The organism is Streptomyces sp. CNX435, assembly GCF_059570575.1.
The window spans coordinates 26,408-52,396 of record NZ_JCANTA010000001.1; the positions used below are offsets into that span (position 1 = coordinate 26,408).

The following is a 25,989-nucleotide window of genomic DNA, read 5'->3' on the forward strand; positions in this document are numbered from 1 at the left end:
GAACCATCGTGCACCCGACCACTGACACCCAGCACACTCGTCCCCATGGGGTCGCGTACGGCGCGGGCGTCGGGCGGCGCCGACGGCGAGTGGGCCCGGCACTGGCGCTACACCAGCCTGCCCGGCCTCGACCTGCTGCGCGCCCGCTACGTCGGGCACAGCTTCCCCGCCCACTCCCACGACGGCTACGTCTTCGGCGCCGTCACCGCCGGCGTGGAGGCCGTCGGCATGCCGGACGGCGTGCTCCTCGCCGGCCCCGGCACCGTCGTCATGATCAATCCCGAGGTGCCGCACACCGCCCGCGCCGGCGCCGCGGAGGGCTGGTCGTACGCGACGCTCTACCCGTCCGCCGCCCTGGTCGCCGAGGTGGCGGCGGAGGCCACCGCGATCCGCGGTACCGCGGGCTTCGGCGAGACGATGGTCGACGACCCCGGCGGCTCGCGGCTCATCGCCGAGGTGCACCGCGCCGCGGAGGAGGACAACCCGCTGGCCGCCGACAGCGTGCTGCGCGTCGTGCTGGCCCGCCTGCTGCGCCGGCACGGCGCGCGGCTCCCGGGGCGCGTGGCGGCGTCCGCGGGCGCGCGGACCGCCGCGCGGGCGCGGGCCCTGCTGTACGAGCGGATGGCGGCGCCGCCGACGCTGGGGGCGCTGGCGGCGGAGCTGGGCACGTCGCCGTTCGCGCTGCTGCGGGCGTTCAAGGAGGCGTACGGCACGCCGCCGCACCGCTGGCTGACCGATGCCCGGGTGCGCCGCGCGCGCCGGCTGCTGGACGAGGGGCTGCGGCCGGCGGAGGCGGCGGTGGCCGTGGGGTTCACCGACCAGCCGCATCTGAACCGGCATTTCACCCGCATCGTGGGCGTCCCCCCGGGCGCGTATCAGCGGGAGCGGGCCGGCTGAGCGGCCGGGCGTTCCGGGCCGCTTTCCGGGCCGCATTCCGGGGCGTTTCCGGGCCGTTTCCGGGACGTGCAAGAACGTACAAGACCGGTCGGACCCCGGCCGCATAACGTCCGGCGCATGGCCACAGAAGCGCAACCTCCGCCCACCGCCGATCGTGCGCCCGAGGGTCCTGCCCCCGAGGATCGTGCAGCCCTGCGCGACGGGCTCGGGGTCGGGGTCGCCGTCGGGCTCTCCGGGTTCGCGTTCGGCGTCACCGCGGCCGGCGCCGGGCTCAGCGCCGCGCAGGCGTGCGCCATGAGCCTGCTGATCTTCACCGGCGCCTCGCAGTTCGCCCTCGCCGGCGCGGTGGCCGCGGGCGGCGGCCCGTTCGCCGCCGCGGCCGGGGCGTTCTTCCTCGGCGTACGGAACGCGTTCTACGGGCTGCGCCTCGCCCCCATGCTCCGGCTGCCGCGGGCACTGCGCCCGCTCGCCGCCCAGTGGGTGATCGACGAGACCGCGGTCGTCACCATCGCCCAGCCCACCCGCCGCGCCCAGCGCATCGGCTTCGCCGTCACCGGGCTGACCCTGTACGTCTGCTGGAACGCCACCACCCTCATCGGCGTGCTCGGCGCCGAGGCCATCGGCGACACCGCCGCGTGGGGTCTGGACGCCGCCGGGCCGGCGGTGTTCCTGGCGCTGGTGGGGCCGATGCTGACCGGGACCGTGGAGCGGGCCACCGCGGTCGTCGCCGTGGTGCTCGTCCTCGGCACGCTGCCGACGCTGCCCGCCGGGACGCCGGTGCTGGTCGCCGCGCTGGCGGCGCCCCTGGTGCTGGCGCTGCACGGGCGCCGCATGCGCGGGCGTGCGCGGGGTGCCACGGCGGCCGGGGCGGACCGGCGGCAGTCGGATGCGCGGAAGACGGAGGGCGGCGCGTGAACACCTGGCTCGCGATCGGGCTGACCTTCGCCGGCTGCTACGCGGTCAAGCTGCTCGGCCTCTCCGTGCCCTCGGGCGCCCTGGAACGCCCCCTCGTGCGGCGCCTGGCCGCGCTGCTGCCGGTCGCCCTGCTGGCCGCGCTCACCGCGCAGCAGACCTTCGCGGACGGCACCACGCCGGTCCTCGACGCCCGGGCCGCGGGGCTCGCGGCGGCGGGGGGCGCGCTGCTGCTGCGGGCGCCGTTCCTGGTCGTCGTGGCCGCCGCGGTGGTCGTCACCGCCGCCGTACGGGCCGTGTCCGGCTGACCGACCCCGGGGCGTGCGCGGGCCGACAAGGGCCGGTGCCCGCACACGCCCCGGCCTGAAGCCCTCGCGGCGCACGCCCCGGGCCCGTCCCGTACGCCCTCCACTCCTCCCGAGCGCCCTCAAATCCGTCCGTACGCCCGCAGCGTCAGCAGCGCCTCCAGCGTCGCCAACGGCCTCGCCTCCAGCTCCGCCCCCGGCGACCAGCGCCGCCACGCCACCGGCCACCCCCCGTCCGCCCGCTGGTTCGCCGCCAGGAAGTCCAGCGACCGCGCCATCTCCGCGTCGCTGAACCAGCGCCGCGCCAGCGACCCCGGCCGCCGCGCGAAGTCGTGCGGGTGGTGGTGCTCGCCCGGCACGCGGCCCTCCGCCGCCGGCTGCGCGCCCGCCCGGCCCGGCTCCAGCAGCACCAGCCGCTCGGCGCGCACCAGCCGCCCCAGCCGGTCCGCGGCGGCCTCCGCCCGCCGCCGGTCGGGCACGTGGTCGAGGAAGGCGAGCGCGGCCTCCGCCTCGTACGGGCTGCTCCCGCGCAGCGTCTCGACGGCGTGCCAGCAGAAGTCGGTGGCGCGGAAGAGCCAGGCGTGCCAGACGTCGTTTCGGTGCAGCAGCCCCACGACCGGCGCGGTGGTCAGCAGCGCGCTCGGCGGGTCCGCCGGCACCGGCAGCCAGGGCGCGGCCGGGTAGCCGCGCAGCGAGGGGTGCACGGCGGGCAGGGCGCCGTCGGGGTTGGAGGCGGCGGTCAGGTAGCGGCAGACGTCCTCGGCGCGGCGGCTGGTGCAGCGGCCGAGGGAGTCGAGGACGCGCAGCGCGTGCACGGTGTGCAGCGGCTGGCTGACCGGGCCGCGCAGATCGGGGTCCAGGGCGTGCCCGTAGCCGCCGTCGGCGTTACGGTACGCCTCCAGCGCCTTGTCCACCCCGTCGGCGTCGGCGCCGCCGGGCGTGAAGTGGTGGGCGAACCGGCGCTGCTCCAGCACGCGGGCGGTCTGCCAGATGAACTCTGCGGCGCGGGCCTGCGGGGAGTCAGCCATGAGGCGACGTTACGAGCACGGCGCCACCGGCCGGGAGGCCAACGGGCGGGGAGCACTCTCAGGTGCACGTACGGGCGGGATAATGGACGCATGCGGTTGACGGTCTTCTGGCAGCGGATGCGCGACTACTTCGGCGAGCCCTACGTCGATTCCTTCGCCCGCGACCACGTGATGTCCGAGCTGGGCGGCCGTACGGTCCGCGAGGCGCTGGACGCCGGGTGGGACGCGCGCGACGTCTGGCGCGGGGTGTGCGCGGCGATGGACATCCCGGCGGAGATGCGCTGACCGCGCGGCGGTGGCGGTCGGCCACACTGTTCGTCCATGGCTGCATCTGCTGCTTCCGACGACACCGCCCGCGCACGAAAGACCCCTACCGCACCCGCGGCCCCCGCCGCGCCGGGCACGCCTCCCGGCGACGGCGCCCCGCCCGCGGCCCGCCGTGAGCGCATGCCTTCCTGGCTGCCCCGCGCGATCGTGCTCGTGCTGGCCCTGGTCGCCTGCTTCAAGGTCGCGGAGTGGGCCTTCCACGAGCTGTACGGGCTGCTGCTCAACATCGTGGTCGCCTTCTTCATCGGGCTGGCCTGCGAGCCCGCCGTCGACCGCCTCGCCGCCCGCGGCATGCGCCGCGGCGCCGCCACCGCGCTGGTGTTCCTCGGCATCGTGCTGGCCGCCGCGGCGTTCGTCGCCGCCCTCGGCTCGCTGGTCGCCGACCAGATCCGGCTGATCATCGAGAACTTCCCCGACTACGTCGAGTCCCTCGTCGAATGGATCAACGAGCGGTTCGGCACCGAACTGCGCGTGGACGACCTCCAGCAGGACTTCCTGAAGTCCGACGCCGTACGCGACTACCTGCAGCGCAGCGCCGACAACGTCTGGGGCATCTCCACCACCGTCCTCGGCGGTCTGTTCACCGTGCTGACCGTGGCGCTCTTCGCCTTCTACTTCACCGCCGAGGGCCCGCGGCTGCGCCGCGCGATCTGCTCCGTGCTGCCGCCGGCCCGGCAGGCGGAGGTGCTGCGCGCCTGGGAGATCGCGGTCGCCAAGACCGGCGGCTACCTCTACTCCCGCGGCCTGATGGCCATCGCCTCGGGCGTCGCGCACTACATCGTGATGGAGCTGCTGGACGTGCCGTACGCGCCCGCGCTCGCGGTGTGGGTGGGCATCGTCTCGCAGTTCGTGCCGACCGTGGGTACGTACATCGCCGGCGCGCTGCCGATCCTGCTGGCGTTCACCGTCGGGCCGTGGACGGCGGTGTGGCTGCTCGGCTTCGTGATCCTGTACCAGCAGTTCGAGAACTACCTGCTGCAGCCGCGGATCACCGCGAAGACCGTGGACATCCACCCCGCCGTGGCGTTCGGCTCGGTCGTCGCCGGCGCGGCGTTGCTGGGCGCGGTGGGCGCGCTGATCGCGATCCCGGCGACGGCGACGCTGCAGGCGTTCCTCTCCGCGTACGTACGCCGCTACGAGGTCGACGCCCGCGCCCACGGCGACCGGACCGGACGGCGCCGCCGCGGCCCGGCCAGGCTGGCCCGGATGCGCGCCGCGCTGCGGCGCCACCCCCGTACCGGCGCCGCGGACCCCGGCGACCCGCCCCGCGAAGACTCGCCCGACGACTCCGGTGAGCGCCCCGGCGAGGATCCCCGCGAGCCCTAGCCGCCCGCCGGCCCGTCCCCCGCCGACCCGTCCCCCGCCGACCCGTCCCCCGCCGGCCCGTCCTCCACCGGCGCGCTCCGCGGCACCGCGATCGTCACCCGGAGACCCCTCGGCTCGTTGCGTTCATAAGAGATGCGTCCCCCGCCCGCCGCCAGCAGCGCCCGGGCGATGGACAGCCCCAGCCCCGAGCCGGAGACGTTCTGATGCCGTCCGCTGCGCCAGAAGCGGTCGCCGATGCGGCCCAGCTCCTCGTCCGTGAGCCCCGGCCCGCCGTCGGCGACCACGACCGTCGCCGTGTCACCGTCCGCGTCCGCGGCAGCGGCCACCCGCACCTCCACCTCGCCGCCCTCCGGCGAGAACTTCACGGCGTTGTCGACGACCGCGTCCAGCGCGCTGGACAGCGCCACCGGGTCCGCCCAGCCGGTCACGGCCGGGGCGCCGGAGAGGAACAGCCGTACGTCCTGCGACTCGGCCAGCGGACGCCAGCTGGCGACCCGTTCCGCCGCCAGCCGCGCCACGTCGGTCGGCCGCAGGTCGGCGGGGGAGTGCTCGGCCTGCGCCAGGTCCAGCAGGTCGTCCAGCACCCGGGCCAGCCGGGTCCCCTCCGCCTGCACCGAGTCGATCTCCGCCGCGGCCCGCGGCGCCTCCAGCCGCAGCAGCTCGATGCGCAGCAGCAGCGCGGACAGCGGGTTGCGCAGCTGGTGGGAGGCGTCGGCGACGAAGGTGCGCTGCTTCTCCAGCACGTCCTCGACGTTGTCGGCCATCTCGTTGAACGACCCGGCGAGCCGGCGCAGTTCCGGCGGTCCGCCGGCGGCGGCGACGCGGGACTTGAGCCGGCCGGTGGCGATGTCGTGGGTGGCCTTGTCCAGCACGCGTACGGGCTTGAGCACCCAGCCCGTCAGCCGGTACGCCGCCGCCACCGCGACCGTCATCGCGGCGGTGATGCCGGCGCCGAGCCACAGCCAGCCGGTGAGGGTGCGCGAGCGCATGGCCCCGGTGGGCGAGTCGGTGACCACGACGGCGACCACGTCCCCGTCCCGTACGACGGGGGACGCGACGGTCAGCCGGCCGTTCTGCCAGGGCCAGACCTGCGGGGGGTCGTGGCTGCGGCGGCCGGCCAGGGCCTCGGAGAAGGCCGGCTCGCTCTGCCGGGCGGCCATGGCCCGCCAGCCGGCGGGGGCGGCGGCCATGGCGGTGCGGTCGCGGTAGTAGACGCCGGCGCGGATGCCGTAGAGGTCGTGGTAGCGGCGCAGCTCCTCCTGCAGCGCGCGCAGCCGCTCGTCCTCGACCGGCGCCCGGGCCTCGCTACGGGAGGCGACGTACTGCGCCAGCGAGGCGAAGCGGGCGGTGTCGTCGATACGGTCCACTATCACGCGCTGCTGCTCCTGCCCGGCGATCCGGTCGGCGAGCGGGAAGCCGAGCGCGAGCAGCATGCCCGCCATGAGCACGATGAGCAGCGGGAGCAGCCGGGTGCGCATACGGATCCGGCCTCAGCCGGCCGGCGGGGGGACGAGGCGATAGCCGACCCCGCGTACCGTCTCGATCAGCGCGGGCAGGCCCAGCTTGGCGCGCAGGGAGGCGATGTGGACCTCCAGGGTCCGGCCCGTCCCCTCCCAGCTGCTGCGCCACACCTCGCTGATGATCTGCTCCCGGCGGAACACCACCCCCGGGCGGGCCGCGAGCAGCGCGAGCAGGTCGAACTCCTTGCGGGTCAGCTGCACCTCCGCGCCGCCGACGCTGACCCGGCGCGAGTTCGGCTCCAGCGTCACGGGGCCCACGACCAGCGGCGCCGCGGGCTCGTCGGCCCGCTCGACGGCCCCGCCGGGCCCGGCCGCGCCCGTGCCGCCCGCCGCGCCGGCGGCCGGCTCGGGGTCGGCCGCGGCGGTGCGCCGGGCGACAGCGTGCACCCGGGCGAGCAGCTCGCCCGTGTCGTACGGCTTGACGACGTAGTCGTCGGCGCCCAGGTTGAGGCCATGGATGCGGGACCGGACGTCGGCGCGCGCGGTCACCATGATCACGGGCGTGCCGGTGAGCTTCCGGATCCGTCCGCACACCTCGAAGCCGTCCTGGTCGGGCAGCCCCAGGTCCAGCAGCACGACATCGAACGGGGCCAGCTCGCTGTGCAGCAGCTCCTGCAGCGCCTCCTGCCCGCTGTGCGCCTGGCCCACCTCGAAACCGTGCCGGGCCAGCACCGCGGAGAGCGCGGTGGCCACGTGGTCGTCGTCCTCGACGAGCAGCAGCCTCATCGACCCTCCCGTTCCCTCTCTCGCGTATCGTCTCAGCCCGCACAGGAATACACGCGGATACGGCCCTGCCCCGTCAAGTCCGGCCAGGTCACCGCGCGGTTTCTGTTATGTGACCGGCACGGTGAGCGGCGCCCCGATTCCACCCATTGTGTCCAATTGCAGCCGGATCGTTATGCTCAATTTCCCCTCAGATGTGATGACGCTGGTCGAGGCTGCTCACTAAGGTCCAGGCAACCGAAGAGGACGGAGCAAGACGCGGATGACCGAGGTTTCGACGGCCAAGGACGCCGTTCCGGCGACGGGCGAACCGCTGGTCGTGCTGGACAACGTCAACAAGCATTTCGGTGCGCTGCACGTGCTCCAGGACATCGACCTCACGATCACGCGCGGCGAGGTCGTCGTCGTCATCGGACCCTCCGGGTCCGGGAAGTCCACGCTGTGCCGCGCCATCAACCGGCTGGAGCCCATCGACTCCGGGCGTATCACCCTGGACGGCAAGCCGCTGCCCGCCGAGGGCCGTGAGCTGGCCAAGCTCCGCGCCGACGTGGGCATGGTCTTCCAGTCCTTCAACCTCTTCGCCCACAAGACGGTGCTGCAGAACGTGACCCTGGGGCAGATCAAGGTCCGCAGGAAGGACAAGTCGGCCGCGGAGACCTCCGCCCGGGCCCTGCTCGACCGGGTGGGCGTCGGCAACCAGGCGGACAAGTACCCCGCACAGCTGTCCGGCGGGCAGCAGCAGCGCGTGGCGATCGCCCGCGCGCTGGCGATGGAGCCCAAGGTGATGCTCTTCGACGAGCCGACCTCGGCACTCGACCCCGAGATGATCAACGAGGTGCTGGAGGTTATGCAGCAGCTCGCCCGGGACGGTATGACTATGGTCGTCGTCACACACGAGATGGGCTTCGCCCGTTCCGCCGCGAACCGGGTGGTCTTCATGTCCGACGGTCAGATCGTGGAGGAGACGACGCCCGACCAGTTCTTCACCAACCCTCGCAGCGACCGGGCGAAGGACTTCCTGTCGAAGATCCTGCACCACTGAGCTGCCGGCAACACACCAGACAGAAGGATGCTCACCATGAATCTCCGCAAGGTCAGCGCGGCCGCTGCCTGTGCCCTCGCCCTCACCGTCACCGCGGCCGCGTGCGGCTCCGACGACGACGAAGGCGGCGACAGCGGTGACGGCGGCGGCAAGGACTCGATCACCATCGGCATCAAGTTCGACCAGCCCGGTCTCGGCCTGAAGGAGCCCGACGGCTCGTACTCGGGCTTCGACGTGGACGTCGCCACGTACGTGGCCAAGGAACTCGGCTACTCCGAGGACCAGATCGAGTGGAAGGAGGCGATCAGCGCCGACCGCGAGACGATGCTGGAGCGCGGCGACGTCGACATGATCGCCGCCACCTACTCCATCACCGAGGAGCGGGAGGCGAAGGTCGACTTCGCGGGCCCGTACCTGCTGGCCCACCAGGACCTGCTGATCCGTGCCGACGACGACATCACCAAGGGCGAGGACCTCAACGGCAAGACCCTCTGCTCGGTCACCGGCTCCACCTCGGCGCAGAACGTCAAGGACACCATCGCGCCCAAGGCCCAGCTCGCCGAGCGCCCCGGCTACTCCGAGTGCCTCGACGCGGTCGCCAACGGCCAGATCGACGCCCTGACCACCGACGACTCCATCCTCGCCGGCTACGCCGCCCAGGAAGCCAACAAGGGCAAGTTCAAGCTCGCCGGGCTGAACCTGAGCAACGAGAACTACGGCGTCGGCGTCCAGAAGGGCGACGAGAAGATGAAGAACGACATCGACGCCGCCCTGGAGAAGATGGTCTCCGACGGCTCCTGGGACAAGTTCATGAAGGCCAACCTCGGCCCCGCGGACTACGACTTCGATCCCGCGCCGAAGATCGGCGACATCAAGCAGTGACCCCTCGCACCGCCGCCTCCCGGCGGCGGTGCGACCGCACAGTCGAAAGCGGTGGTGCGCCGCCCGGCACGGGTGGCACACCACCGCCTCCACTTAAGGCGAGAGCGCTGGACTGACGTTGGACATCATCTCCGATTACGACACACAGATCCTGGACGCGTTCTGGGTCACGGTGAAACTCACCCTGCTGTCCGGCCTGTTCTCCCTCGTCTGGGGGACGATTCTGGCGGGCATGCGGGTCAGCCCCGTCCCGCTCATGCGGGGTTTCGGCGCGGTCTACGTGAACGTGATCCGCAACGTCCCCCTGACGGTCATCATCGTGTTCTGCGCCCTCGGGCTCTCCGACGTCTTCGGGGTCACCCTGGGCGCGGGCATCGACTTCGACTCCAAGTTCTTCCGGCTGGCGGTGCTCGGCCTGTCCGCGTACACGGCCGCGTTCGTCTGCGAGGCGCTGCGCTCGGGCATCAACACCGTGCCCGTCGGTCAGGCCGAGGCCGCCCGCGCCATCGGGCTGAGCTTCAGCCAGGTCCTCACCCTCATAGTGCTGCCCCAGGCGTTCCGCTCGGTCGTCGGCCCGCTCACCAACGTCCTCATCGCCCTCACCAAGAACACCACGGTGGCCGCGGCGATCGGGGTCGCCGAGGCGGCCCTGCTCATGAAGGAGATGATCGAGACCGAGGCGCAGCTCCTGCTCATCTCGGCGATCTTCGCGCTCGGCTTCGTCGTGCTGACCCTGCCGACCGGGCTCCTCCTCGGCTGGGTCGGCAAGAAGGTGGCGGTCAAGCGATGAGCTCGGTTCTCTACGACGCGCCCGGCCCGCGGGCCAAGCGGCGCAACATCGTCTACACCGTGGTCTTCCTCGCCGTGCTGGCGCTCGGCGCGTGGTGGGTCATCGACCAGCTGAACGAGAAGAACCAGCTCGAATGGGCGCTGTGGAAGCCGTTCTTCACGGACTCCCAGGCGTGGACCACGTACCTGCTGCCGGGCCTCGGTGAGACCCTCAAGGCGGCCGGTCTCTCGCTGCTCATCGCGCTGCCGCTGGGCGCGCTCTTCGGCATCGCGCGGCTGTCGGACCACGCGTGGGTACGGGTGCCGGCGGGCGCGGTCGTGGAGTTCTTCAGGGCCATCCCGGTGCTGATCCTGATGCTGTTCGCGAACCAGTTCTACTCCGAGTACACCGACATCGACAGCGAGCAGCGCCCGCTGTACGCCGTCGTCACCGGGCTCGTGCTCTACAACGCCTCCGTGCTCGCCGAGATCGTCCGCGCCGGCATCCTCTCCCTGCCCCGGGGGCAGACCGAGGCCTCCAAGGCCATCGGCCTGCGTAAGGGCCAGATGATGGGCTCCGTGCTGCTGCCGCAGGCCGTCACCGCGATGCTGCCGGCGATCGTCAGCCAGCTCGTCGTCATCGTGAAGGACACCGCGCTCGGCGGCGCGATGATCGGCTTCAGTGAACTGCTCGTCGAGCGGCGCACGCTGGCGTCCAACTACTCCAACGTGTTCGCCAGCTTCATCGTCGTCGCGGTGATCTACGTCGTCGTGAACTTCATCCTGACGTCCCTCGCGAGCTGGCTGGAGCGCATCGTCCGACGCGGCAAGCGGACCACCGGCGCGGTGGTCGGGGTCGCGGCGGTCGACGACCTGAGCACCGGTGCCGCGGCCGGTGCGCTGGGCGCCGCGGGCGGCGCGGCCGGCGGTGCCGGCCTCGCGGGCGGCGGCGGTGGCGGGGGAGACGGCGGCGGCGGTGGCGGGGGAGGCGGCGGCGGGACGTAGCCCGAAGGCCGGCCGTCGGCCCTCAGCTTGACTGCGGTGTCCGGCAGTGGGTTGCATACCTCGTGTGATCGCGCACCGGGCTCCAACCCCCTTAGTACGTAGGCACCATGGCGCCGGAGGCGCATCACCGTGGACCCGGTGATCATCGTCGGGGCGGGCCCGGTCGGGCTCGCCCTGTCGTTGGCTCTGGCACGGCACGCGGTCCCCACCGTCCTCCTCGACGACCGGCCCGCCGGCGACGCCGAGGAGGACGGCAGGCCCGCCGGCCCGCGCCCGGCCCGTACCGCGGTGCTGCGCCCGCACACCACCGCGTTCCTCGACCGCCTCGGCGCCGCCGACGCCCGGGAGCGCGGCGCCCGCTTCACCGGCTGGCGCGTGCTGCGCGGCGGCCGGACGCAGGTGCGGGTGGAGTTCGGCGCCGAGGGCGAGCCGGCTCCGCTCCACCTCTCGCAGTACGCCCTCACCACGACGCTGGCGGCGCTCGCCGACAACTCCAAGCACGTCGAGGTCTTCCGCGGCAGCCGGCTGACGGAGCTGCGGCAGGAGCCGTACGGCGTCCACGTCCGCACCCGGGCCGGGACCTGGTGGCGCGGCAGCTGGCTCGTCGGCTGCGACGGCGCCAGATCGACCGTGCGCAAGCTGCTGGAGGTGCCGTACGCCGGCCGCACCGCCGTCGAGCGGCACGCCGTCGCCGCCGTACGGGCGGACCTGCCGTGGCCGGGCGAGGGCGTCCTGTACCGCGGCACCCCGCGCAGCGGGCCCGGCGCCGAGTGCGTCGCCCGGCCGCTCGGCGACGACCGGTGGCGGCTGGACTGGCTGCTGCCGCCCGGCGGCGGGGTCGTCACCCCCGAGGCCCTCGTCGCCCGGCTGGAGTCCACTCTGCGCGCGTGGACGGGCACCCGCCACCCTTCGTACGAACTCCTCGACACCGGCGTGCACACCGTCCACCACCGGCTCGCCCGCCGCTGGCGCCGCGGCCGGGCGCTGCTCGCCGGCGACGCCGCCCACCTCGTCGGCTCCCTCGGCACCCAGCAGCTCGACGAGGGCCTCGCCGACGCCGAGAACCTCGCCTGGAAGCTCGGCCGCGTCTGGCACCAGGCCGGCCGCGACGACTCCGGCGACGACCTCGTCGACACCTACGTCACCGAGCGCCGCGGCGCGATCAGCGCCCGGCTGCGCGCCGCCGACCAGGTCCGCCCGCTGCTGCGCCGCGCGGGCGGCCTGCGGGCGGCGGTGCGCGGCAGGTCGGCGGCGGAGCTGCTCACGGACGGCCACCTGGGCCGCGGCCGGGTAGGCGGTCCGCCCGTGTACGACACGGCGCCGGCCGGCCTGGACGGGGCGGTGGAGGTGGGCACGGCGCCCGGCGCCCGGGTCGCCGACGTCCAAGTGATCGCGCCGGACGGTTGGACGGGCCGGCTCTCCGAGCGGCTGGGGGGCGACCCGCTGATGGTGCTGGTCGCCCCGGGCACCCGCGTCTGGGACCGCGGCCGGTGGCTGCAGGCCGGCCTGATGCCGAAGCTGGTCCGGCTGGTGGGCGAACTCCCGGTACGCGCCCGGCTGCTGGTCGCGGAGGGCTACCCGGGTGCGGCGGCGCACACGGTGCTGTACATCCGCCCGGACGGCCATCTGATGGCGGCGGTGGCGGGGGTCCGTGAGGAGTCGCTGCGGCTGTGCGCGAACCGGATGCTGGGGTGGGCGGACGACGCGGCGGAGTAGCGCGCTGGCGGGCGAGCGGTGAAGGCCTACAGCCAGCCCGGGAACGTGTCGCCTTCGGCGACGATGGCCGCCGGGCCCGTCATCTCCACCTCGCCGTCGGGGTGTTCGGTCACCACGAGCCGGCCGCCCGGCACGTCGACCGTGTACGTCTCCGGGCGGCCCGTCGCCGCCGGGTCCACGCCGTCGCGGCGGGCGGCGGCGACGGCCACCGCGCACGCGCCCGTACCGCACGAGCGGGTCTCGCCGGAGCCGCGCTCGTGGACCCGCATCGCCACGTGCCGCGGGCCGCGGTCCACGACGAACTCCACGTTCACCCCCGCGGGATACGCCGACGCCGGCGCGACCCCCGGTGCCTCGTACAGCCGCCCCGCGTCGGCGAGGTCGGCGACGAACGCCACCGCGTGCGGATTGCCCATTCCGACGTTGCGCGCGGGCCAGCTCCGCCCGTCCACCGTGACCGTGACCTCGGCGTCAGGGCCTTCCGCGAGCGCCGCCCGGCCCATGCCGACCGTCACGTCGCCGTCCTTCGCCAGGTGCACCCGGCGTATCCCCGCGCGCGTGCCCACCGTGAGGTCGCCGGTCTCCACGAGCCCGGCGTGCTGCAGATAGCGGGCGAAGACCCGCACCCCGTTCCCGCACATCTCGGCGAGGCTGCCGTCCGCGTTGCGGTAGTCCATGAACCACTCCGCCCCGGCGGCCAGCCGCCGCCCCTCCGGGTGCGCGTCGGACCGTACGACCCGCAGCAGGCCGTCGGCGCCGATGCCCGCCCGGCGGTCGCAGAGGCGGGCCACGGCTGCGGCGGACAGGTCGATGAGACCGGCGGGGTCCGGGACGATCACGAAGTCGTTCTCGGTGCCGTGTCCCTTGAGGAAGTGCAGCTGCTCGGTGCTCACCCTGCGATCGTAACCGTCCGCGCCGACAGCGCCCCCACGTCCATGAGCGGGCCGGGCTCCGGCCCCGCGGGCGCGCCGCTCAGCGCAGCCGGGCAACCCGCCACACGGCGAGGGCGACGGCCGCCGCCACCGTGGCCGCGTACAGCAGGACGATCCGCCAGTCCGCCCGCCGCCCCGAGCCGCGCCGCGGCAGCCCCGGCAGCGCCAGCCCCACGCGGCGCGCGGCCATCATCGCCCACCCGGCCGCGCAGCAGCTGATCAGCAGCCCGAGCATCGCCACGACAGGACCGCCGCCGCCGAACTCGAAGGCCAGCGGGAACGCGAACATCAACGAGCCGAGCGCGGCCAGCGCGACGATGGGGGCGAGCTGCCAGAAACGCAGCAGCCGCGGCGGACGCAGTTCGCGGAACGACTCCTGGCCGACAGGCTCCGGCGCCTCGGTGAGGTCTCCCGCGAGGTCGTCCGCGGGCTCTGCCACGGGCCCGGCGATCCGGTCGTCCTGCGGCTCCCGTCGACTGTCACGAGGGCCGGCCTCCATAGCCACGCGCCCTCCCAACCTCCGGCGACTTTCAGGCTTCACAGCTCGTCTTGATGATGGCACGCCCGGGAACACCCGCAGTGCCACCGGGGCGTCCCGATGCCATGACGTGATCAGCCTGTGACCGACCGTTCGAGTAGGTCCCATGCGGTGTCCGGAAGCCGGTCACGATCGGCTTCCGCGCCGCTGATCCAGTGCACGCGCGGGTCGCGCCGGAACCACGTCTCCTGCCGCCGCGCGAACCTCCGGGTGGCCCTGACGGTTTCGTCGCGGGCCTCCGCTTCCGTGCACTCGCCGGCCAGGAACGACAGCACCTGCTGGTACCCCAGGGCCCTGGAGGCCGTACGGCCCTCGCGCAACCCTTCCGCTTCCAGCCGCCGCACCTCCGCCACCAGGCCGGCCTGCCACATCCGGTGCACGCGCCGCTCGATCCGGCCGGCCAGTTCGGGGCGCGGCACGGCGATGCCGATCTGGAGCGTGTCGTAAACCGACTCGTGCGCCGGGAGATTCGCCGTGAAGGGGCGGCCGGTCAGCTCGATCACCTCCAGCGCGCGTACGATCCGGCGGCCGTTTCCCGGCAGGATCGCCCGCGCCGCGGCGGGGTCGGCGGCGGCGAGCCGGGCGTGCAGCGGGCCGGGCCCGCCGGCCGTCAGCTCCGCCTCCAGCCGGGCGCGGACGGCGGGGTCGGTGCCGGGGAAGTCCATCGCGTCGACGGCCCCGCGTACGTACAGCCCGGAGCCGCCGACGAGCACGGCGGTGCGGCCGAGCGCGCCGAGCCGGTCGATCTCGGTGCGGGCCAGGCGCTGGTACTCGGCGACGCTGGCGGTCTCCGTGACGTCCCACACGTCGAGCAGGTGGTGCGGCACGCCCTGCCGCTCGGCGGGCGTCAGCTTTGCCGTGCCGATGTTCATCCCACGGTAGAGCTGCATCGAGTCGGCGTTGACGACTTCGCCGCCGAGCCGCCGGGCGAGCGCGATGCCCAGCTCGGACTTGCCGGCGGCCGTGGCGCCGACGACCGCGACGACCTGGGCCCTGGGTGTGGTGTCTGTCACGCGGCAAGTCTCGCAAACAACGGGATGCCCTCGAACGAGCGGCGTAACGCGGCGCCGTCGGCGTCGTTTGCCGTTCCGAGGTTCCGAACGCCGGTTGATGAACCGGGCGCCCGGGGTGGCGCAATGAGACGCTCCGGACGGCGCGGAATTTCGCCCCCTCAAGTCAGTTATGGAGTAGAAATGGGCGTTTTTGCCAGGCTTCTTCGTCGTGGCGGGACGAGCGGGGAGGGGCAGGCCGCAAACGAGCCGGCTCCGGCCGCCGAAGCGGAGACCGCCGGTGCGGCTGGTGCGGCCGGTGCCGGGGAGGCCGCGGCGGCCCCGGCACAGCCGGCGACCGGCGAGGAGCCGCCGGGCGCGGAGGCCGCGGAGGCCGCGGGTGCCGCGGGTGCCGCGGGGATCCCGAAGCAGCAGTCGGCCGAGGGTGCCGCGGACAGCGACGCGGGCGACGAGGCCCGTAAGTAGACCGGCAGGCAGGCCACCCGGGAGGCGCGCGGCACCGGCACCGGCACCGGCCGGGGCCCGTGGCCTCCGGGCCGTGGCTTTCCGCGGGTCAGGACCAGGTGGCGACGAAGTAACCCACGCCGTACGGGGCTTCGTTGTACAGAAGTGCTCCGCGCAGGCCGGTCTTCTCGGCCGCGCCCGCGGCGACCTGCCAGCAGGCGCGGCCCGTGGCCTGGAGGTCGAAGGCCAGCTCCGCGTCCAGGGCCGCCAGCGCCGCCGTGTCCGCCGCGCCGAGTGCGCGGGCCGCCTCCGCGTCGAAGCCGGCGGCGCGCTCGTCGTGGTAGCCGGGGGCCTTTCGGGTGCGGCGGGCGCTGCCGTCGCCCATGACCAGCAGCGCCACTCGCCGCGCCCCCGCGGCGATCTCCCGGCCCACCTCCGCGCACCGCTCGCCCGGCAGCGGCTCACCGACGCCCAGCCCCTCCACGGGCGCGCCGTTCCACTCCGCCCGGTCCAGCAGCCAGGCGCCCACCGCCAGCGACGGCGGCAGCTCCCGCTCGCCAGGCTCCGGCTCTGGCTCCGGCTCCGCCGCCGCGCCGTCCGCCGGCCCGAGCCGTACCGCCAGGTCCACGCCGAATCCCCGGAACGATCCCCGGGCCCCCCGCGGATGCGGACCACGTCCGGCCTTCTCCGCGGGACCGATCACGACCAGCACGTCCGGCCGCGCCGCCGCCAGCACCCCCACGGCGTCCATACACGCCGCTCTGAGGCCCTCCAGCTCGCCGGCGGCGCCCGAGGCCACCGCCGGTACCAGCAGGGGCGGACAGGGGCAGCAGGCGGCGGCGACGAGCATGAGCCGCAGCTTAGGCCCTGTCGTCGGTCTCCCGCCCGCGGCGCGGCCCCCGGCGCGCGCTCCCCACGGCGCTCAGGCGCGCGTGGGCGGAATGCGCAGCCGCATAGTCGGGATCGACCGACGAGGCCCCCTGCGCGGTCGACCCACCGCCCGCGATCGCACCCACCAGGCGCCGCGCACCCTCCGGCCGCCGGCGAACGTGCCGGTGCACGGCAGGATTGCGGCGCGTACACGCCGCGCGTGTCGTACGCCGCACCTCGGACAGGCATACGGCGACCGGGCCCCGGCGTACGGAGCCCGTGGAGTACGGTCAGCGCGCCGGCCGCACCCCGGCGGAGCCGCTCAGTGCGCCGCGCAGCCCTCCGCCGCCGGCAGCGGATCCGGGACGCCCACCTTCGGCAGCCCCAGCAGCACGCCCTTGCCGCCCGCCGCGCCCGCGGCCGGCCCGCCCTCCTGGCGCGCCGCCCAGGCGTCACCGGAGCGGGTACGCCGCACCGCCCGCGGCGGGGACTGGGCCAGCAGGTGGTGGGGCGCCGCGTAGGTGATCTCGACCGTCGCCATGTCGCCCGGTCGCACCGGCTCCTCCGGCCGTGCGAAGTGCACCAGCCGGTTGTCGGGCGCCCGGCCGGACAGCCGCCGCGTGGCGCCGTCCTTGCGGCCCTCGCCCTCCGCGACCATGACCTCCAGGACCCGGCCGACCTGCTTCTTGTTCTCCGCCCAGGAGACGTCCTCCTGGAGGGCCACCAGCCGCTCGTACCGCTCCTGCACGACCGCCTTCGGCACCTGCCCGGCCATCTCGGCCGCCGGCGTCCCCGGCCGCTTGGAGTACTGGAAGGTGAACGCCTGCGCGAAGCGCGCCTCGCGCACCACGTGCAGTGTCTCCTCGAAGTCCGCGTCGGTCTCGCCGGGGAAGCCCACGATGATGTCGGTGGTGATCGCGGCGTCCGGGATCGCGGCCCGTACCTTCTCGATGATCCCCAGGTACCGCTCCTGCCGGTACGAGCGCCGCATCGCGCGCAGCACCGTGTCCGAGCCGGACTGCAGCGGCATGTGCAGCTGCGGCATCACGTTCGGCGTCCCGGCCATCGCCTCGATCACGTCGTCCGTGAAGTCCCGCGGGTGCGGCGAGGTGAAGCGCACCCGCTCCAGCCCCTCGATCCGCCCGCAGGCCCGCAGCAGCTTGCCGAACGCCTGCCGGTCGCCGATGTCGGACCCGTACGCGTTGACGTTCTGCCCCAGCAGCGTGATCTCGCTGACGCCCTCCGCGACCAGCGCCTCGACCTCGGCGAGGATGTCGCCGCTGCGGCGGTCCTTCTCCTTGCCGCGCAGCGCGGGGACGATGCAGAACGTACAGGTGTTGTTGCAGCCGACGGAGACGGAGACCCACGCGGCGTACGGGCTCTCCCGCCGCGTCGGCAGCGTGGAGGGGAACGCCTCCAGCGACTCGGCGATCTCGACCTGCGCCTCCCGCGCCACCCGCGCGCGCTCCAGCAGCACCGGCAGCTTGCCGACGTTGTGCGTGCCGAAGACGACGTCGACGTACGGGGCGCGGCGCACGATCGTGTCGCGGTCCTTCTGCGCCAGGCAGCCGCCGACCGCGATCTGCATGCCGGGCTTCGCGGCCTTCTTCGGCGCGAGCTGGCCGAGGTTGCCGTACAGCCGGTTGTCGGCGTTCTCCCGTACCGCACAGGTGTTGAAGACGACGACATCCGGGGTGGTGTCGGCGGTGTCGGTGGTGTCGGAGCCCGGCTCCGCGCGGACGTAGCCCGCCTGTTCAAGCAGCCCGGACATCCGTTCGCTGTCGTGGACGTTCATCTGGCAACCGAACGTCCTGACCTCGTACGTGCGCGGCTGTGCGACTTCCTCGGGCATGCCAGCGATCATCCAAACGGCGACGGGGGTTCCGGACGGGCCGCCATGGCGGCGGCGGCCCGTCCGGTCAGTCTACGACCTCGGCGGCGGCCTCAGTCGGCCCGTACGGCGGGGGCGTACCGCCTCAGCTCGGCGGCCAGCTCCTCGTGCACCAGGGCCTTCAGCAGCGTGCCCGTGGCGGTGTGCTCCTCCGAGAGCACCTCGCCCTCGGTGTGCACCCGGGAGACGAGCGCGCCCTTCGTGTACGGCACCTCGGCCTCGATCTCGACCTGCGGGCGCGGCAGCTCGACGTCGATGAGCGCCTTCAGCTCCGCCACGCCGTCGCCGGTCGCGGCCGAGACCGCGATCGCCCGCGGCTCCATGCGCAGCAGCCGGCGCAGCACGTCCGGCTCGGCGATGTCCGCCTTGTTGATCACGACGATCTCGGGTACGGACGTCGCGTCCACGTCGCGGATCACCTCGCGCACGCTGACGAGCTGCTCCTCGGGCGCCGGGTGGGAGCCGTCGACCACGTGCACGATCAGGTCGGCGTCGCCGACCTCCTCCATCGTGGAGCGGAACGCCTCGACGAGGTGGTGCGGCAGGTGCCGTACGAAGCCGACGGTGTCCGTCAGCGTGTACAGCCGGCCGCTGGGCGTCTCGGCGCGGCGCACGGTCGGGTCGAGGGTGGCGAACAGCGCGTTCTCCACCAGCACGCCCGCGCCCGTCAGCCGGTTGAGCAGCGAGGACTTGCCCGCGTTCGTATAGCCCGCGATGGCGACCGACGGCACCTTGTGGCGCTTGCGCTCCTGCCGCTTGACGTCCCGGCCGGTCTTCATGTCCGCGATCTCGCGGCGGAGCTTCGCCATCTTCTCGCGGATGCGCCGACGGTCCGTCTCGATCTTCGTCTCGCCGGGGCCGCGGGTGGCCATGCCGCCGCCCGCGGAGCCCGAGCCGCCGCCGCCCATCTGCCGGGACAGCGACTGACCCCAGCCGCGCAGCCGCGGCAGCATGTACTGCATCTGCGCGAGCGCGACCTGCGCCTTGCCCTCGCGGGACTTGGCGTGCTGGGCGAAGATGTCGAGGATGAGCGCCGTGCGGTCCACGACCTTGACCTTGACGACGTCTTCGAGGTGGATCAGCTGGCCGGGGCTCAGCTCACCGTCGCAGACGACCGTGTCGGCCGCGGACTCGACCACGATGTCGCGCAGCTCCAGGGCCTTGCCGGAGCCGATGTACGTCGCGGGGTCGGGCTTCTCGCGGCGCTGCACCACGCCGTCGAGCACGACCGCGCCGGCCGTCTCGGCGAGCGCGGCCAGCTCCGCGAGCGAGTTCTCGGCGTCCCGGGCCGTGCCGGAGGTCCACACGCCGACGAGCACGACCCGCTCCAGCCGGAGCTGCCGGTACTCGACCTCGGTGACGTCCTCCAGCTCGGTCGACAGACCGGCGACGCGGCGCAGCGCCGCGCGGTCCTCGCGGTCGAACTGATCGCCGTCGCGATCTGCGTCGGATCCGGGACTCCACGCGGCTTCGGCTTCCATGAGGGCGTCGGCACGCAGGCCTTCCGGGAGACGCTGGTCGTCCTGGGGAAGGTGGGTAGGAGAAGTCATCGGATCCTTGTCTGTGAGATCGGTGTCTGGAGATCGTGTCTGCCTCTTCGACAACGCCCCGCAGACCGGGAGGATTCCCCGCACGGCGGGCGTCGCGGCATCCACGATGGTCGCACGCCGCCGTACGCGCGTCACCCGCTTTACGGCCCGTAAGCCCCGGCACGCCCGGGCCGCGCGCCGGCTCACCGCGCCGGTTTCGCCGGCTTCGCCGGCTTCCAGTCGGGGTGGCCCGGCATCGGCGGGGTGCGCTCGCCGTACAGCCAGGCGTGCAGGAAGTCCTCCAGGTCGCGGTCGGCGACCTCGGAGGCGAGGGCGACGAAGTCCGCCGTGCCGGCGGTGCCGTCCCGGTGGCGGGTCACCCAGGCACGTTCCAGCTCCGCGAACGCCGCGGTACCGATCTCCTGGCGCAGCGCGTACAGCACGAGCGCGCTGCCGTCGTAGACCACCGGCCGGAACAGCTCCAGCCGCCCGCCCGCCGCGGGCTTCCGCGGGGCGGCCGGCGGGCCGCCGTCGGCGCGCCAGCCGTCGGAGTGCTCGTACGCGGCGCGCATCCGGCGCACCAGGCTGCCGCGGTCGTGCCGCTCGTCGGTGAACAGCGCCTCGTACCAGGTGGCATGGCCCTCGTTGAGCCACAGGTCCGACCACCGGCGCGGCGTCACGCTGTTCCCGAACCACTGATGCGCCAGCTCGTGCACCAGCACGCCCTCGGCGCGCTTCGGGTGCTGGGCCACGGCCCGCAGGAAGTCGCGGCCGAAGACCGACAGGGTCTGCGTCTCCAGCGCGAAGCCCATGGGCGCGTCCACGGACAGCACGCCGTACGTCTCCAGCGGGTAGCGGCCCACGCGCCGCTCCATCCAGGCGATCTGCGCGGGCGTGCGGCCGACGACGGGGCGGGCGGTGCGCCGGTCGCGCTCGGGGACGACGTGGCGCAGCGGCAGCCCGTGCGGGCCGGTGTCGCGCAGCACGGCGGAGCGGCCGACGGACACCTGGGCCAGCTCGGTGGCCATGGGGTGCGCGGTGCGGTATGTCCACGTGGTCCGGGCGCCGGCGCGCTCGCGGGCGAGGCGCAGGCCGCCCGCGACGACCGTGAGGTCCTTCGGGGCGGTGACGCGGAAGGTGAAGCGGGCCTTGTCCGCGGGGTGGTCGTTGCCGGGGAAGACGCGGTGGGCGGCGTCGGCCTGGTTGGCCATCGCCAGTCCGTCCCTGGTACGGATCCAGCCGCCGCCCGTGCCGCGGGGGTCGCTGGTGTGGCGTACGACGATGCGCAGCGGCTCGCCGGGGGACGGGGGGCGGGCGGGGGTGACGACGAGGTCTTCGCCGGCGCGGACGTGGGCGGCGGGGCGCCCGCCCACGGTGACGTCGCGGACGGCGCCGTGGGTGAAGTCGAGGTTGATGCGGGGCAGCCGCTCGGTGGCGCGGGCGGTGATCGCGGTGCGGGCGGTCAGCGGGGCGTCGTTGCGGCCCGGGTAGGTGAGGGCGATGTCGTAGTCGAGGACGTCGTAGCCGGGGTTGCCGAGGTGCGGGAAGAGGGGGTCGCCGAGGCCGGCGGGGCGGGGCGGCGGCGGGGCGGCGTCCTGTGCGCCGGTGCCGCCCGGGGCGGCGGGGGCGGCGGCCAGGGTGGTGGGAGCGGCGAGGACGACGGCGGCGAGCAGGGCGTGGCGCAGCGGGCGGCGCCGGCGGACGGAGCGGAGCATGCGCTACCGCTATCAGCGGGCGGGCGCCGCGCGGGGCCGACGCGGCAGGGGTGCACTCTAACGAGTGCGGGTGCGCAGGCTGGGCGCCCGCTGAGCCGCGCCCGGCGGGTGCTGGGCGCGGGAGACGTCGTACACCCCGGGCACCCGGCGCATCGCGCGCATCAGGCCCGGCAGCTCCGCCGGGTCGGGGAGCTGCAGCGTGTACGTGTGCCGTACCCGCTGCTGGCGCGGCGGCTCGACGTCGGCGGCGACGACGGCGACGCCCTCGGCGGCGATGGCCTCGGTGAGGTCGGCGAGCAGGTGGGCCCGTACGAACGCCTCGGCCCTGAGCGTCACCCGCAGGTCGGCGGGCGGGGCACCCTCGGCCGTACGCCAGTGGACGCGCAGCTCGGCGCGGCCGGCGGTGGCCATCCGGGCGATGGCGGCGCACCCCACCCGGTGCACGGCGACGGCGCCGCCGCGGACGACGAAGCCGGTGACGGCGTCGGGGGGGACGGGCGTACAGCAGCCTGCGAGGCGGAGCGTGGCGTCCGGCAGGTCGGCGACGGCGGGCTCGGCGGCGCGCAGGTCGTCCGGCCGGGAGGCGTGCAGGTCGTCGGGCAGGACGTCGGGCATGTCATCGCGCTGGTCATCGGGCTGGTCGGCGGGCGTGCCGTTGGGTCGGGAGGCGTGCAGGTCGTCGGGCAGGGCGCCGGCGTCGGCGGCTGACGCGGCGGGGGCTGCGTTCTCCCCGGTGCCGTCGGTTGCGCTCCCGGTTGCCGTGGCGGCAGCGGGGGGCGACGGCGGGACGGGGAGCGCGGGCTCGGCCGGCAGCGCGTCGGCGGGCTGTGCCGCCGGGTGGTCCGCCAGCCAGCGTGTGATGGCGATCCGCGCCGCCGGCGTCTGCGCGTGGTCCAGCCACTCCGGCGCCGGGCCCGACGCCTCCGACGCCAGCAGCAGCGTCAGCGCGTCGCCGTCGGTCAGCCGCGTCCCGAGGCCGGCGAGCCGCCCGTTGACGCGCGCGCCCACGAGCGCGTGCGCCGTCTCGCCGTGCCGCGCGTACGCCGCGTCCACGCAACTCGCTCCCGCGGGCAGCACCAACGGCCCGCCCGGGTCGCAGAAGACCGTGATCTCCTGGTCCGGGGCGAGGTCTTCGCGTAAGGCGGACCAGAACGCGTCGGGGTCGGGCGTGGACCGCTGCCACTCCAGCAGCCGCTTCAGCCAGTCGCCCACCTGACCGGCCGCGGGCCGCGCCAGCGGGCTCGCCAGTGCCACCACCCCGGCCTCGGCGACGCGGTGCATCTGCCGGCTGCGTACCAGCGTCTCGACGACGTACCCGCGCTGGTCGGCGATGGCCGTGTGCAGCGACTGGTACAGGTTGAACTTCGGTACCGCGATGAAGTCCTTGAATTCCGCGGGCACGGGCTTGAAGCACGTGTGCAGCTCGCCCAGCACCGCGTAGCAGTCGGCCGCCTCCGGGACCAGCACGAGCAGCCGGCCGAAGTCCGTACCGCGCAGCTCCCCGCGCTTCTTCAGCGCGCGGTGCACCGAGACGATGTGCCGCGGGCGGATGGCGACTTCGGCGGTGATACCCGCGGCGTGCAGGACCTCGCGCAGCTCGGCCGCGGTCTCCTGCAGGGGGTCGGGACGGCCGGCGTTGGCGAGCAGCAACTCGCGGCTGCGCGCGTAGTCCTCGGGGTGGAGGACGGCGAACACCAGGTCCTCCAGCTCGGTCTTGATCGCCTGCACGCCGAGCCGCTCGGCCAGGGGGATCAGCACATCGTGCGTCACCTTCGCGATGCGCACCTGCTTCTCGCGGCGCATCACGCCCAGCGTGCGCATGTTGTGCAGCCGATCGGCGAGCTTGATCGACATGACCCGTACGTCGCTGCCGGTCGCCACCAGCATCTTGCGGAACGTCTCGGGCTCGGCGGCGGCCCCGTAGTCGACCTTCTCCAGCTTGGTGACGCCGTCGACGAGGTACGCGACCTCCTCACCGAAGCCCGACCGCACCTGGTCGAGCGTCACCTCCGTGTCCTCGACGGTGTCGTGGAGCAGCGAGGCCGTCAACGTCGTGGTCTCGGCACCGAGTTCGGCGAGGATCAGGGTGACGGCCAGCGGGTGCGTGATGTACGGGTCGCCGCTCTTGCGCATCTGGCCGCGGTGCGCGTCCTCGGCGAGCAGGTACGCCGTGCGCAGCGCGGCGATGTCGGCGTCGGGGTGGAAGCCGCGGTGCGCCTTGGCCACATGCTCCAGGGCGTGTGGCAGACCGTCCCGCGACGACGCGCCGCCCAGCAGAGCCACCCGGCCGAGCCGGCGGAGATCGAGGCGGGCCCTGCCGCGTCGGCGGGCGCCGCCCGCCGGATTGCCCGGACTGTGGACCTCTGCGCTCAATCGGCACCTCCGGCAGCTCACCGGCGCCCGTGCCGGTACTTGATGCTACCGAGCCGATCACGCGGTGCTGTACGGCTCTCGCCCGGCGTGGGCCAGATCACCCATTCGAGCGATCGGACCGTGCCGCCGCGTCGATCGAGGCCAGCGAACGCCGCACCTGATTGCGGTCGGTCGTGTACCAGAAGTCCGGCATGGAGGCGCGGAGATAGCTGCCGTAACGGGCCGTGGCCAGCCGCGGGTCGAGCACGGCGACGACGCCGCGGTCGCCCGTGGAACGTACGAGCCGGCCCGCGCCCTGCGCCATGAGCAGCGCGGCGTGCGTCGCCGCGACCGCCATGAAGCCGTTGCCGCCGGCCTTCTCCACCGCCTCCTGCCGGGCGGTGGCCAGCGGGTCGTCGGGGCGCGGGAAGGGGATGCGGTCCATCACCACCAACTGGCAGCCGGCGCCCGGCACATCGACGCCCTGCCACAGCGACAGGCTGCCGAACAGACACGTCTCCTCGTCCGCCGCGAAGCGCTTGATCAACTCGCCGAGCGTCTCCTCGCCCTGCAGCAGCACCGGGAGGTCGAGCCGGCCGCGCAGCTCCGTGGCCGCCGCCTCGGCCGCGCGCTTCGAGGAGAACAGCCCCAGCGTGCGCCCGCCGGCCGCCTCCACCAGCTCCGCCAGCTCGTCGAGCATGTCCTTACGCGTGCCGTCCCGGCCGGGCCGCTCCAGGTGCTTGGCGACGTACAGGATGCCCTGCTTGCGGTACTCGAAGGGGGAGCCGACGTCGAGGCCCTTCCAGACCGGGGCGCCCTCCTCGCCGCCGCCCTCCTTGGGCAGCCCCAGCGAGGCGCCGATCCCCGCGAAGTCGCCGCCCAGCTTGAGCGTCGCCGACGTGAGCGTCACCGACCGGTCGCTGAAGACCTTCTCGCGCACCAGCCCCGACACCGACAGCGGCGCCACTCGCAGCGACGCCCCGAACCGGTCGTGCCGCTCGAACCACACCACGTCGAACTCCGAGCCCTGCGTGATCCGCTCGGCGACCTCCTGCACGTTCTCCACGGAGGCCAGCGCGAGGCGGCGCACCGCGTCCTCGTCCTGCACGGAGGCGTCCCGCGTGGTGCCCAGCGCGGAGATGACCGTACGCGCGGCGTCCCGCAGCGCCAGCAGCGCGTACCCCAGGTCCTCCGGGACCGGCTCCAGCCGGCCCGGCAGCGCCAGCTCCATCAGCCGCTCGAAGCTCTCGGCCGCCGTCTGCAGGGCGTCCGCCGCCTGCTCGTTGACGAGCTTCGCCGACAGCCGCACCGCGCGGTTGACCCGACCCGGCGTCAGCTCGCCGGTGGCCACGCCGGTGACCCGGGAGACCAGCTCGTGCGCCTCGTCGACGATCAGCACCTCGTGCGACGGCAGCACCGGGGCGTCCTCCAGGGCGTCGATGGCGAGCAGCGCGTGGTTCGTCACCACCACCTCCGCCAGCTTCGCCCGCTCCCGTGCCGCCTCCGCGAAGCACTCCGGCCCGTACGCACAGCGGGCGGCGCCCAGGCACTCGCGCGCGGACACCGACACCTGCGACCAGGCGCGGTCCGAGACGCCCGGCGTCAGCGAGTCCCGGTCGCCGCTCTCCGTCTCGTCCGCCCAGTCGCGCAGCCGCAGCAGATCCTGGCCGAGCCTGCTCGACGGCTGCGACGACGCGCTCTCGAACGGGTCGAAGAGCCCGGCGCCCTGGTCAGGGTCGTCCTGCGGCACGCCCTCGTGCACCCGATGCAGACACAGGTAGTTCGACCGGCCCTTCAGCGTCGCGAACTCGGGGCGGCGGCGCAGCCGCGGGTGCAGCGCGTCCACCGTGCGCGGCAGATCGCGCTCGACGAGCTGCCGCTGCAGCGCCAGCGTCGCGGTGGCGATCACGACCCGCTCGCCGTGCGCGAGCGCGGGCACCAGATAGCCCAGCGACTTGCCCGTCCCCGTCCCGGCCTGCGCCAGCAGGTGCGAGCCGTCCGCGATCGCCTCCGCGACCGCCTCGGCCATCCGCACCTGGCCCTCCCGCTCCACACCGCCGACGGCGGCGACGGCGGCATGGAGCAGCTCGCGCAGCTCGCTGCGGTCGGCGGGGCCGTCGTGGCCGGCGGGGCCTGCTTGGTCTGCGTGGTCGGCCTGGCCGGCCTGGTCGGCCTGATCGGCGTGGTCGGGGGAGTCGGCGCCGTCGGCGGGCGCGAGGGCGTTCTGGTCTGCCATGGCTCGCAACCCTAAGGGGCG

General features: G+C 74.2%; 23 protein-coding genes. 11 read left to right on the plus strand and 12 right to left on the minus strand.

Annotated elements, in window-relative coordinates:
* Window positions 1-45: 45 nt before the first annotated feature.
* The 3 genes from T328_RS00085 (at window position 46) to T328_RS00095 (ending at window position 2,117) form a co-directional block, all read left to right on the plus strand.
* Window positions 46-897, plus strand: coding sequence for an AraC family transcriptional regulator (locus tag T328_RS00085; RefSeq protein ID WP_496493690.1), 852 nt, complete (start codon window positions 46-48; stop codon window positions 895-897).
* A gap of 117 nt (window positions 898-1,014) precedes the next feature.
* Window positions 1,015-1,812 (plus strand): AzlC family ABC transporter permease, encoded by a 798-nt coding sequence (locus T328_RS00090; protein ID WP_496493691.1) that lies wholly within the window; start codon window positions 1,015-1,017, stop codon window positions 1,810-1,812.
* On the plus strand, window positions 1,809-2,117 hold the full coding sequence (locus T328_RS00095) for an AzlD domain-containing protein (RefSeq protein ID WP_496493692.1): 309 nt from the start codon (window positions 1,809-1,811) through the stop codon (window positions 2,115-2,117). The genes T328_RS00090 and T328_RS00095 overlap by 4 nt, the downstream gene beginning before the upstream one ends.
* A gap of 119 nt (window positions 2,118-2,236) precedes the next feature.
* On the opposite strand, the gene T328_RS00100 is transcribed toward T328_RS00095, so the two are convergent.
* Window positions 2,237-3,142 (minus strand): hypothetical protein, encoded by a 906-nt coding sequence (locus T328_RS00100; RefSeq protein ID WP_496493693.1) that lies wholly within the window; start codon window positions 3,140-3,142, stop codon window positions 2,237-2,239.
* Window positions 3,143-3,232: 90 nt separating this feature from the next.
* Between T328_RS00100 and T328_RS00105 the strand changes: the two genes are divergently transcribed.
* On the plus strand, window positions 3,233-3,427 hold the full coding sequence (locus T328_RS00105; RefSeq protein WP_027752675.1) for a DUF3046 domain-containing protein: 195 nt from the start codon (window positions 3,233-3,235) through the stop codon (window positions 3,425-3,427).
* 162 nt (window positions 3,428-3,589) lie between these two features.
* On the plus strand, window positions 3,590-4,795 hold the full coding sequence (locus T328_RS00110; protein WP_496494278.1) for an AI-2E family transporter: 1,206 nt from the start codon (window positions 3,590-3,592) through the stop codon (window positions 4,793-4,795).
* Here the strand turns inward: T328_RS00110 and T328_RS00115 are convergent.
* Complete coding sequence (locus T328_RS00115) at window positions 4,792-6,273, minus strand: HAMP domain-containing sensor histidine kinase (protein ID WP_496493694.1); 1,482 nt, start codon at window positions 6,271-6,273, stop codon at window positions 4,792-4,794. The genes T328_RS00110 and T328_RS00115 overlap by 4 nt on opposite strands.
* 12 nt (window positions 6,274-6,285) lie before the next feature.
* A complete protein-coding gene (locus T328_RS00120; protein WP_496493695.1) occupies window positions 6,286-7,041 on the minus strand; it encodes a response regulator transcription factor in 756 nt (251 codons plus the stop codon).
* Window positions 7,042-7,300: 259 nt separating this feature from the next.
* Here T328_RS00120 and T328_RS00125 point away from each other — a divergent pair, with 259 nt between their 5' ends.
* From T328_RS00125 to T328_RS00145, 5 genes are all read left to right on the plus strand, one after another.
* On the plus strand, window positions 7,301-8,080 hold the full coding sequence (locus tag T328_RS00125) for an amino acid ABC transporter ATP-binding protein (protein WP_496493696.1): 780 nt from the start codon (window positions 7,301-7,303) through the stop codon (window positions 8,078-8,080).
* Between the two features lie 36 nt (window positions 8,081-8,116).
* The gene (locus tag T328_RS00130) at window positions 8,117-8,962 is read left to right on the plus strand and encodes a glutamate ABC transporter substrate-binding protein (protein WP_496493697.1); all 846 of its coding nucleotides are present in this window, start codon (window positions 8,117-8,119) and stop codon (window positions 8,960-8,962) included.
* 118 nt (window positions 8,963-9,080) lie between these two features.
* Complete coding sequence (locus tag T328_RS00135; protein WP_496493698.1) at window positions 9,081-9,752, plus strand: amino acid ABC transporter permease; 672 nt, start codon at window positions 9,081-9,083, stop codon at window positions 9,750-9,752.
* Entirely contained in the window at window positions 9,749-10,735 is a 987-nt protein-coding gene (locus T328_RS00140; protein ID WP_496493699.1) for an amino acid ABC transporter permease, read from the plus strand. The genes T328_RS00135 and T328_RS00140 overlap by 4 nt, the downstream gene beginning before the upstream one ends.
* Window positions 10,736-10,864: 129 nt before the next feature.
* Window positions 10,865-12,451, plus strand: a complete 1,587-nt coding sequence (locus T328_RS00145) for an FAD-dependent monooxygenase (protein WP_496493700.1) — start codon at window positions 10,865-10,867, stop codon at window positions 12,449-12,451.
* A gap of 26 nt (window positions 12,452-12,477) precedes the next feature.
* On the opposite strand, the gene dapF is transcribed toward T328_RS00145, so the two are convergent.
* From dapF to miaA, 3 genes are all read right to left on the minus strand, one after another.
* On the minus strand, window positions 12,478-13,344 hold the full coding sequence (dapF, locus tag T328_RS00150) for a diaminopimelate epimerase (RefSeq protein WP_496493701.1): 867 nt from the start codon (window positions 13,342-13,344) through the stop codon (window positions 12,478-12,480).
* Window positions 13,345-13,423: 79 nt separating this feature from the next.
* On the minus strand, window positions 13,424-13,882 hold the full coding sequence (locus T328_RS00155; RefSeq protein WP_496494279.1) for a hypothetical protein: 459 nt from the start codon (window positions 13,880-13,882) through the stop codon (window positions 13,424-13,426).
* Window positions 13,883-13,995: 113 nt separating this feature from the next.
* Window positions 13,996-14,934, minus strand: a complete 939-nt coding sequence (miaA, locus tag T328_RS00160) for a tRNA (adenosine(37)-N6)-dimethylallyltransferase MiaA (RefSeq protein WP_496493702.1) — start codon at window positions 14,932-14,934, stop codon at window positions 13,996-13,998.
* A 180-nt stretch (window positions 14,935-15,114) separates the two neighbouring features.
* Between miaA and T328_RS00165 the strand changes: the two genes are divergently transcribed.
* A complete protein-coding gene (locus tag T328_RS00165) occupies window positions 15,115-15,396 on the plus strand; it encodes a hypothetical protein (RefSeq protein WP_496493703.1) in 282 nt (93 codons plus the stop codon).
* 88 nt (window positions 15,397-15,484) lie between these two features.
* Here T328_RS00165 and T328_RS00170 read toward each other — a convergent pair whose 3' ends face one another.
* The 6 genes from T328_RS00170 to T328_RS00195 all read right to left on the minus strand — a co-directional run bounded on the left by T328_RS00170 (window position 15,485) and on the right by T328_RS00195 (window position 25,968).
* Complete coding sequence (locus T328_RS00170; protein WP_496493704.1) at window positions 15,485-16,225, minus strand: class III extradiol dioxygenase subunit B-like domain-containing protein; 741 nt, start codon at window positions 16,223-16,225, stop codon at window positions 15,485-15,487.
* A gap of 342 nt (window positions 16,226-16,567) precedes the next feature.
* Window positions 16,568-18,097 (minus strand): tRNA (N6-isopentenyl adenosine(37)-C2)-methylthiotransferase MiaB, encoded by a 1,530-nt coding sequence (miaB, locus tag T328_RS00175; protein WP_496493705.1) that lies wholly within the window; start codon window positions 18,095-18,097, stop codon window positions 16,568-16,570.
* 92 nt (window positions 18,098-18,189) lie between these two features.
* On the minus strand, window positions 18,190-19,686 hold the full coding sequence (hflX, locus tag T328_RS00180) for a GTPase HflX (protein ID WP_496493706.1): 1,497 nt from the start codon (window positions 19,684-19,686) through the stop codon (window positions 18,190-18,192).
* Window positions 19,687-19,868: 182 nt separating this feature from the next.
* Window positions 19,869-21,380 (minus strand): M1 family metallopeptidase, encoded by a 1,512-nt coding sequence (locus T328_RS00185; RefSeq protein WP_496493707.1) that lies wholly within the window; start codon window positions 21,378-21,380, stop codon window positions 19,869-19,871.
* A gap of 57 nt (window positions 21,381-21,437) precedes the next feature.
* A complete protein-coding gene (locus T328_RS00190) occupies window positions 21,438-23,753 on the minus strand; it encodes a RelA/SpoT family protein (RefSeq protein ID WP_496493708.1) in 2,316 nt (771 codons plus the stop codon).
* Between the two features lie 97 nt (window positions 23,754-23,850).
* The gene (locus T328_RS00195; protein ID WP_496493709.1) at window positions 23,851-25,968 is read right to left on the minus strand and encodes an ATP-dependent DNA helicase; all 2,118 of its coding nucleotides are present in this window, start codon (window positions 25,966-25,968) and stop codon (window positions 23,851-23,853) included.
* Window positions 25,969-25,989 lie beyond the last annotated feature (21 nt).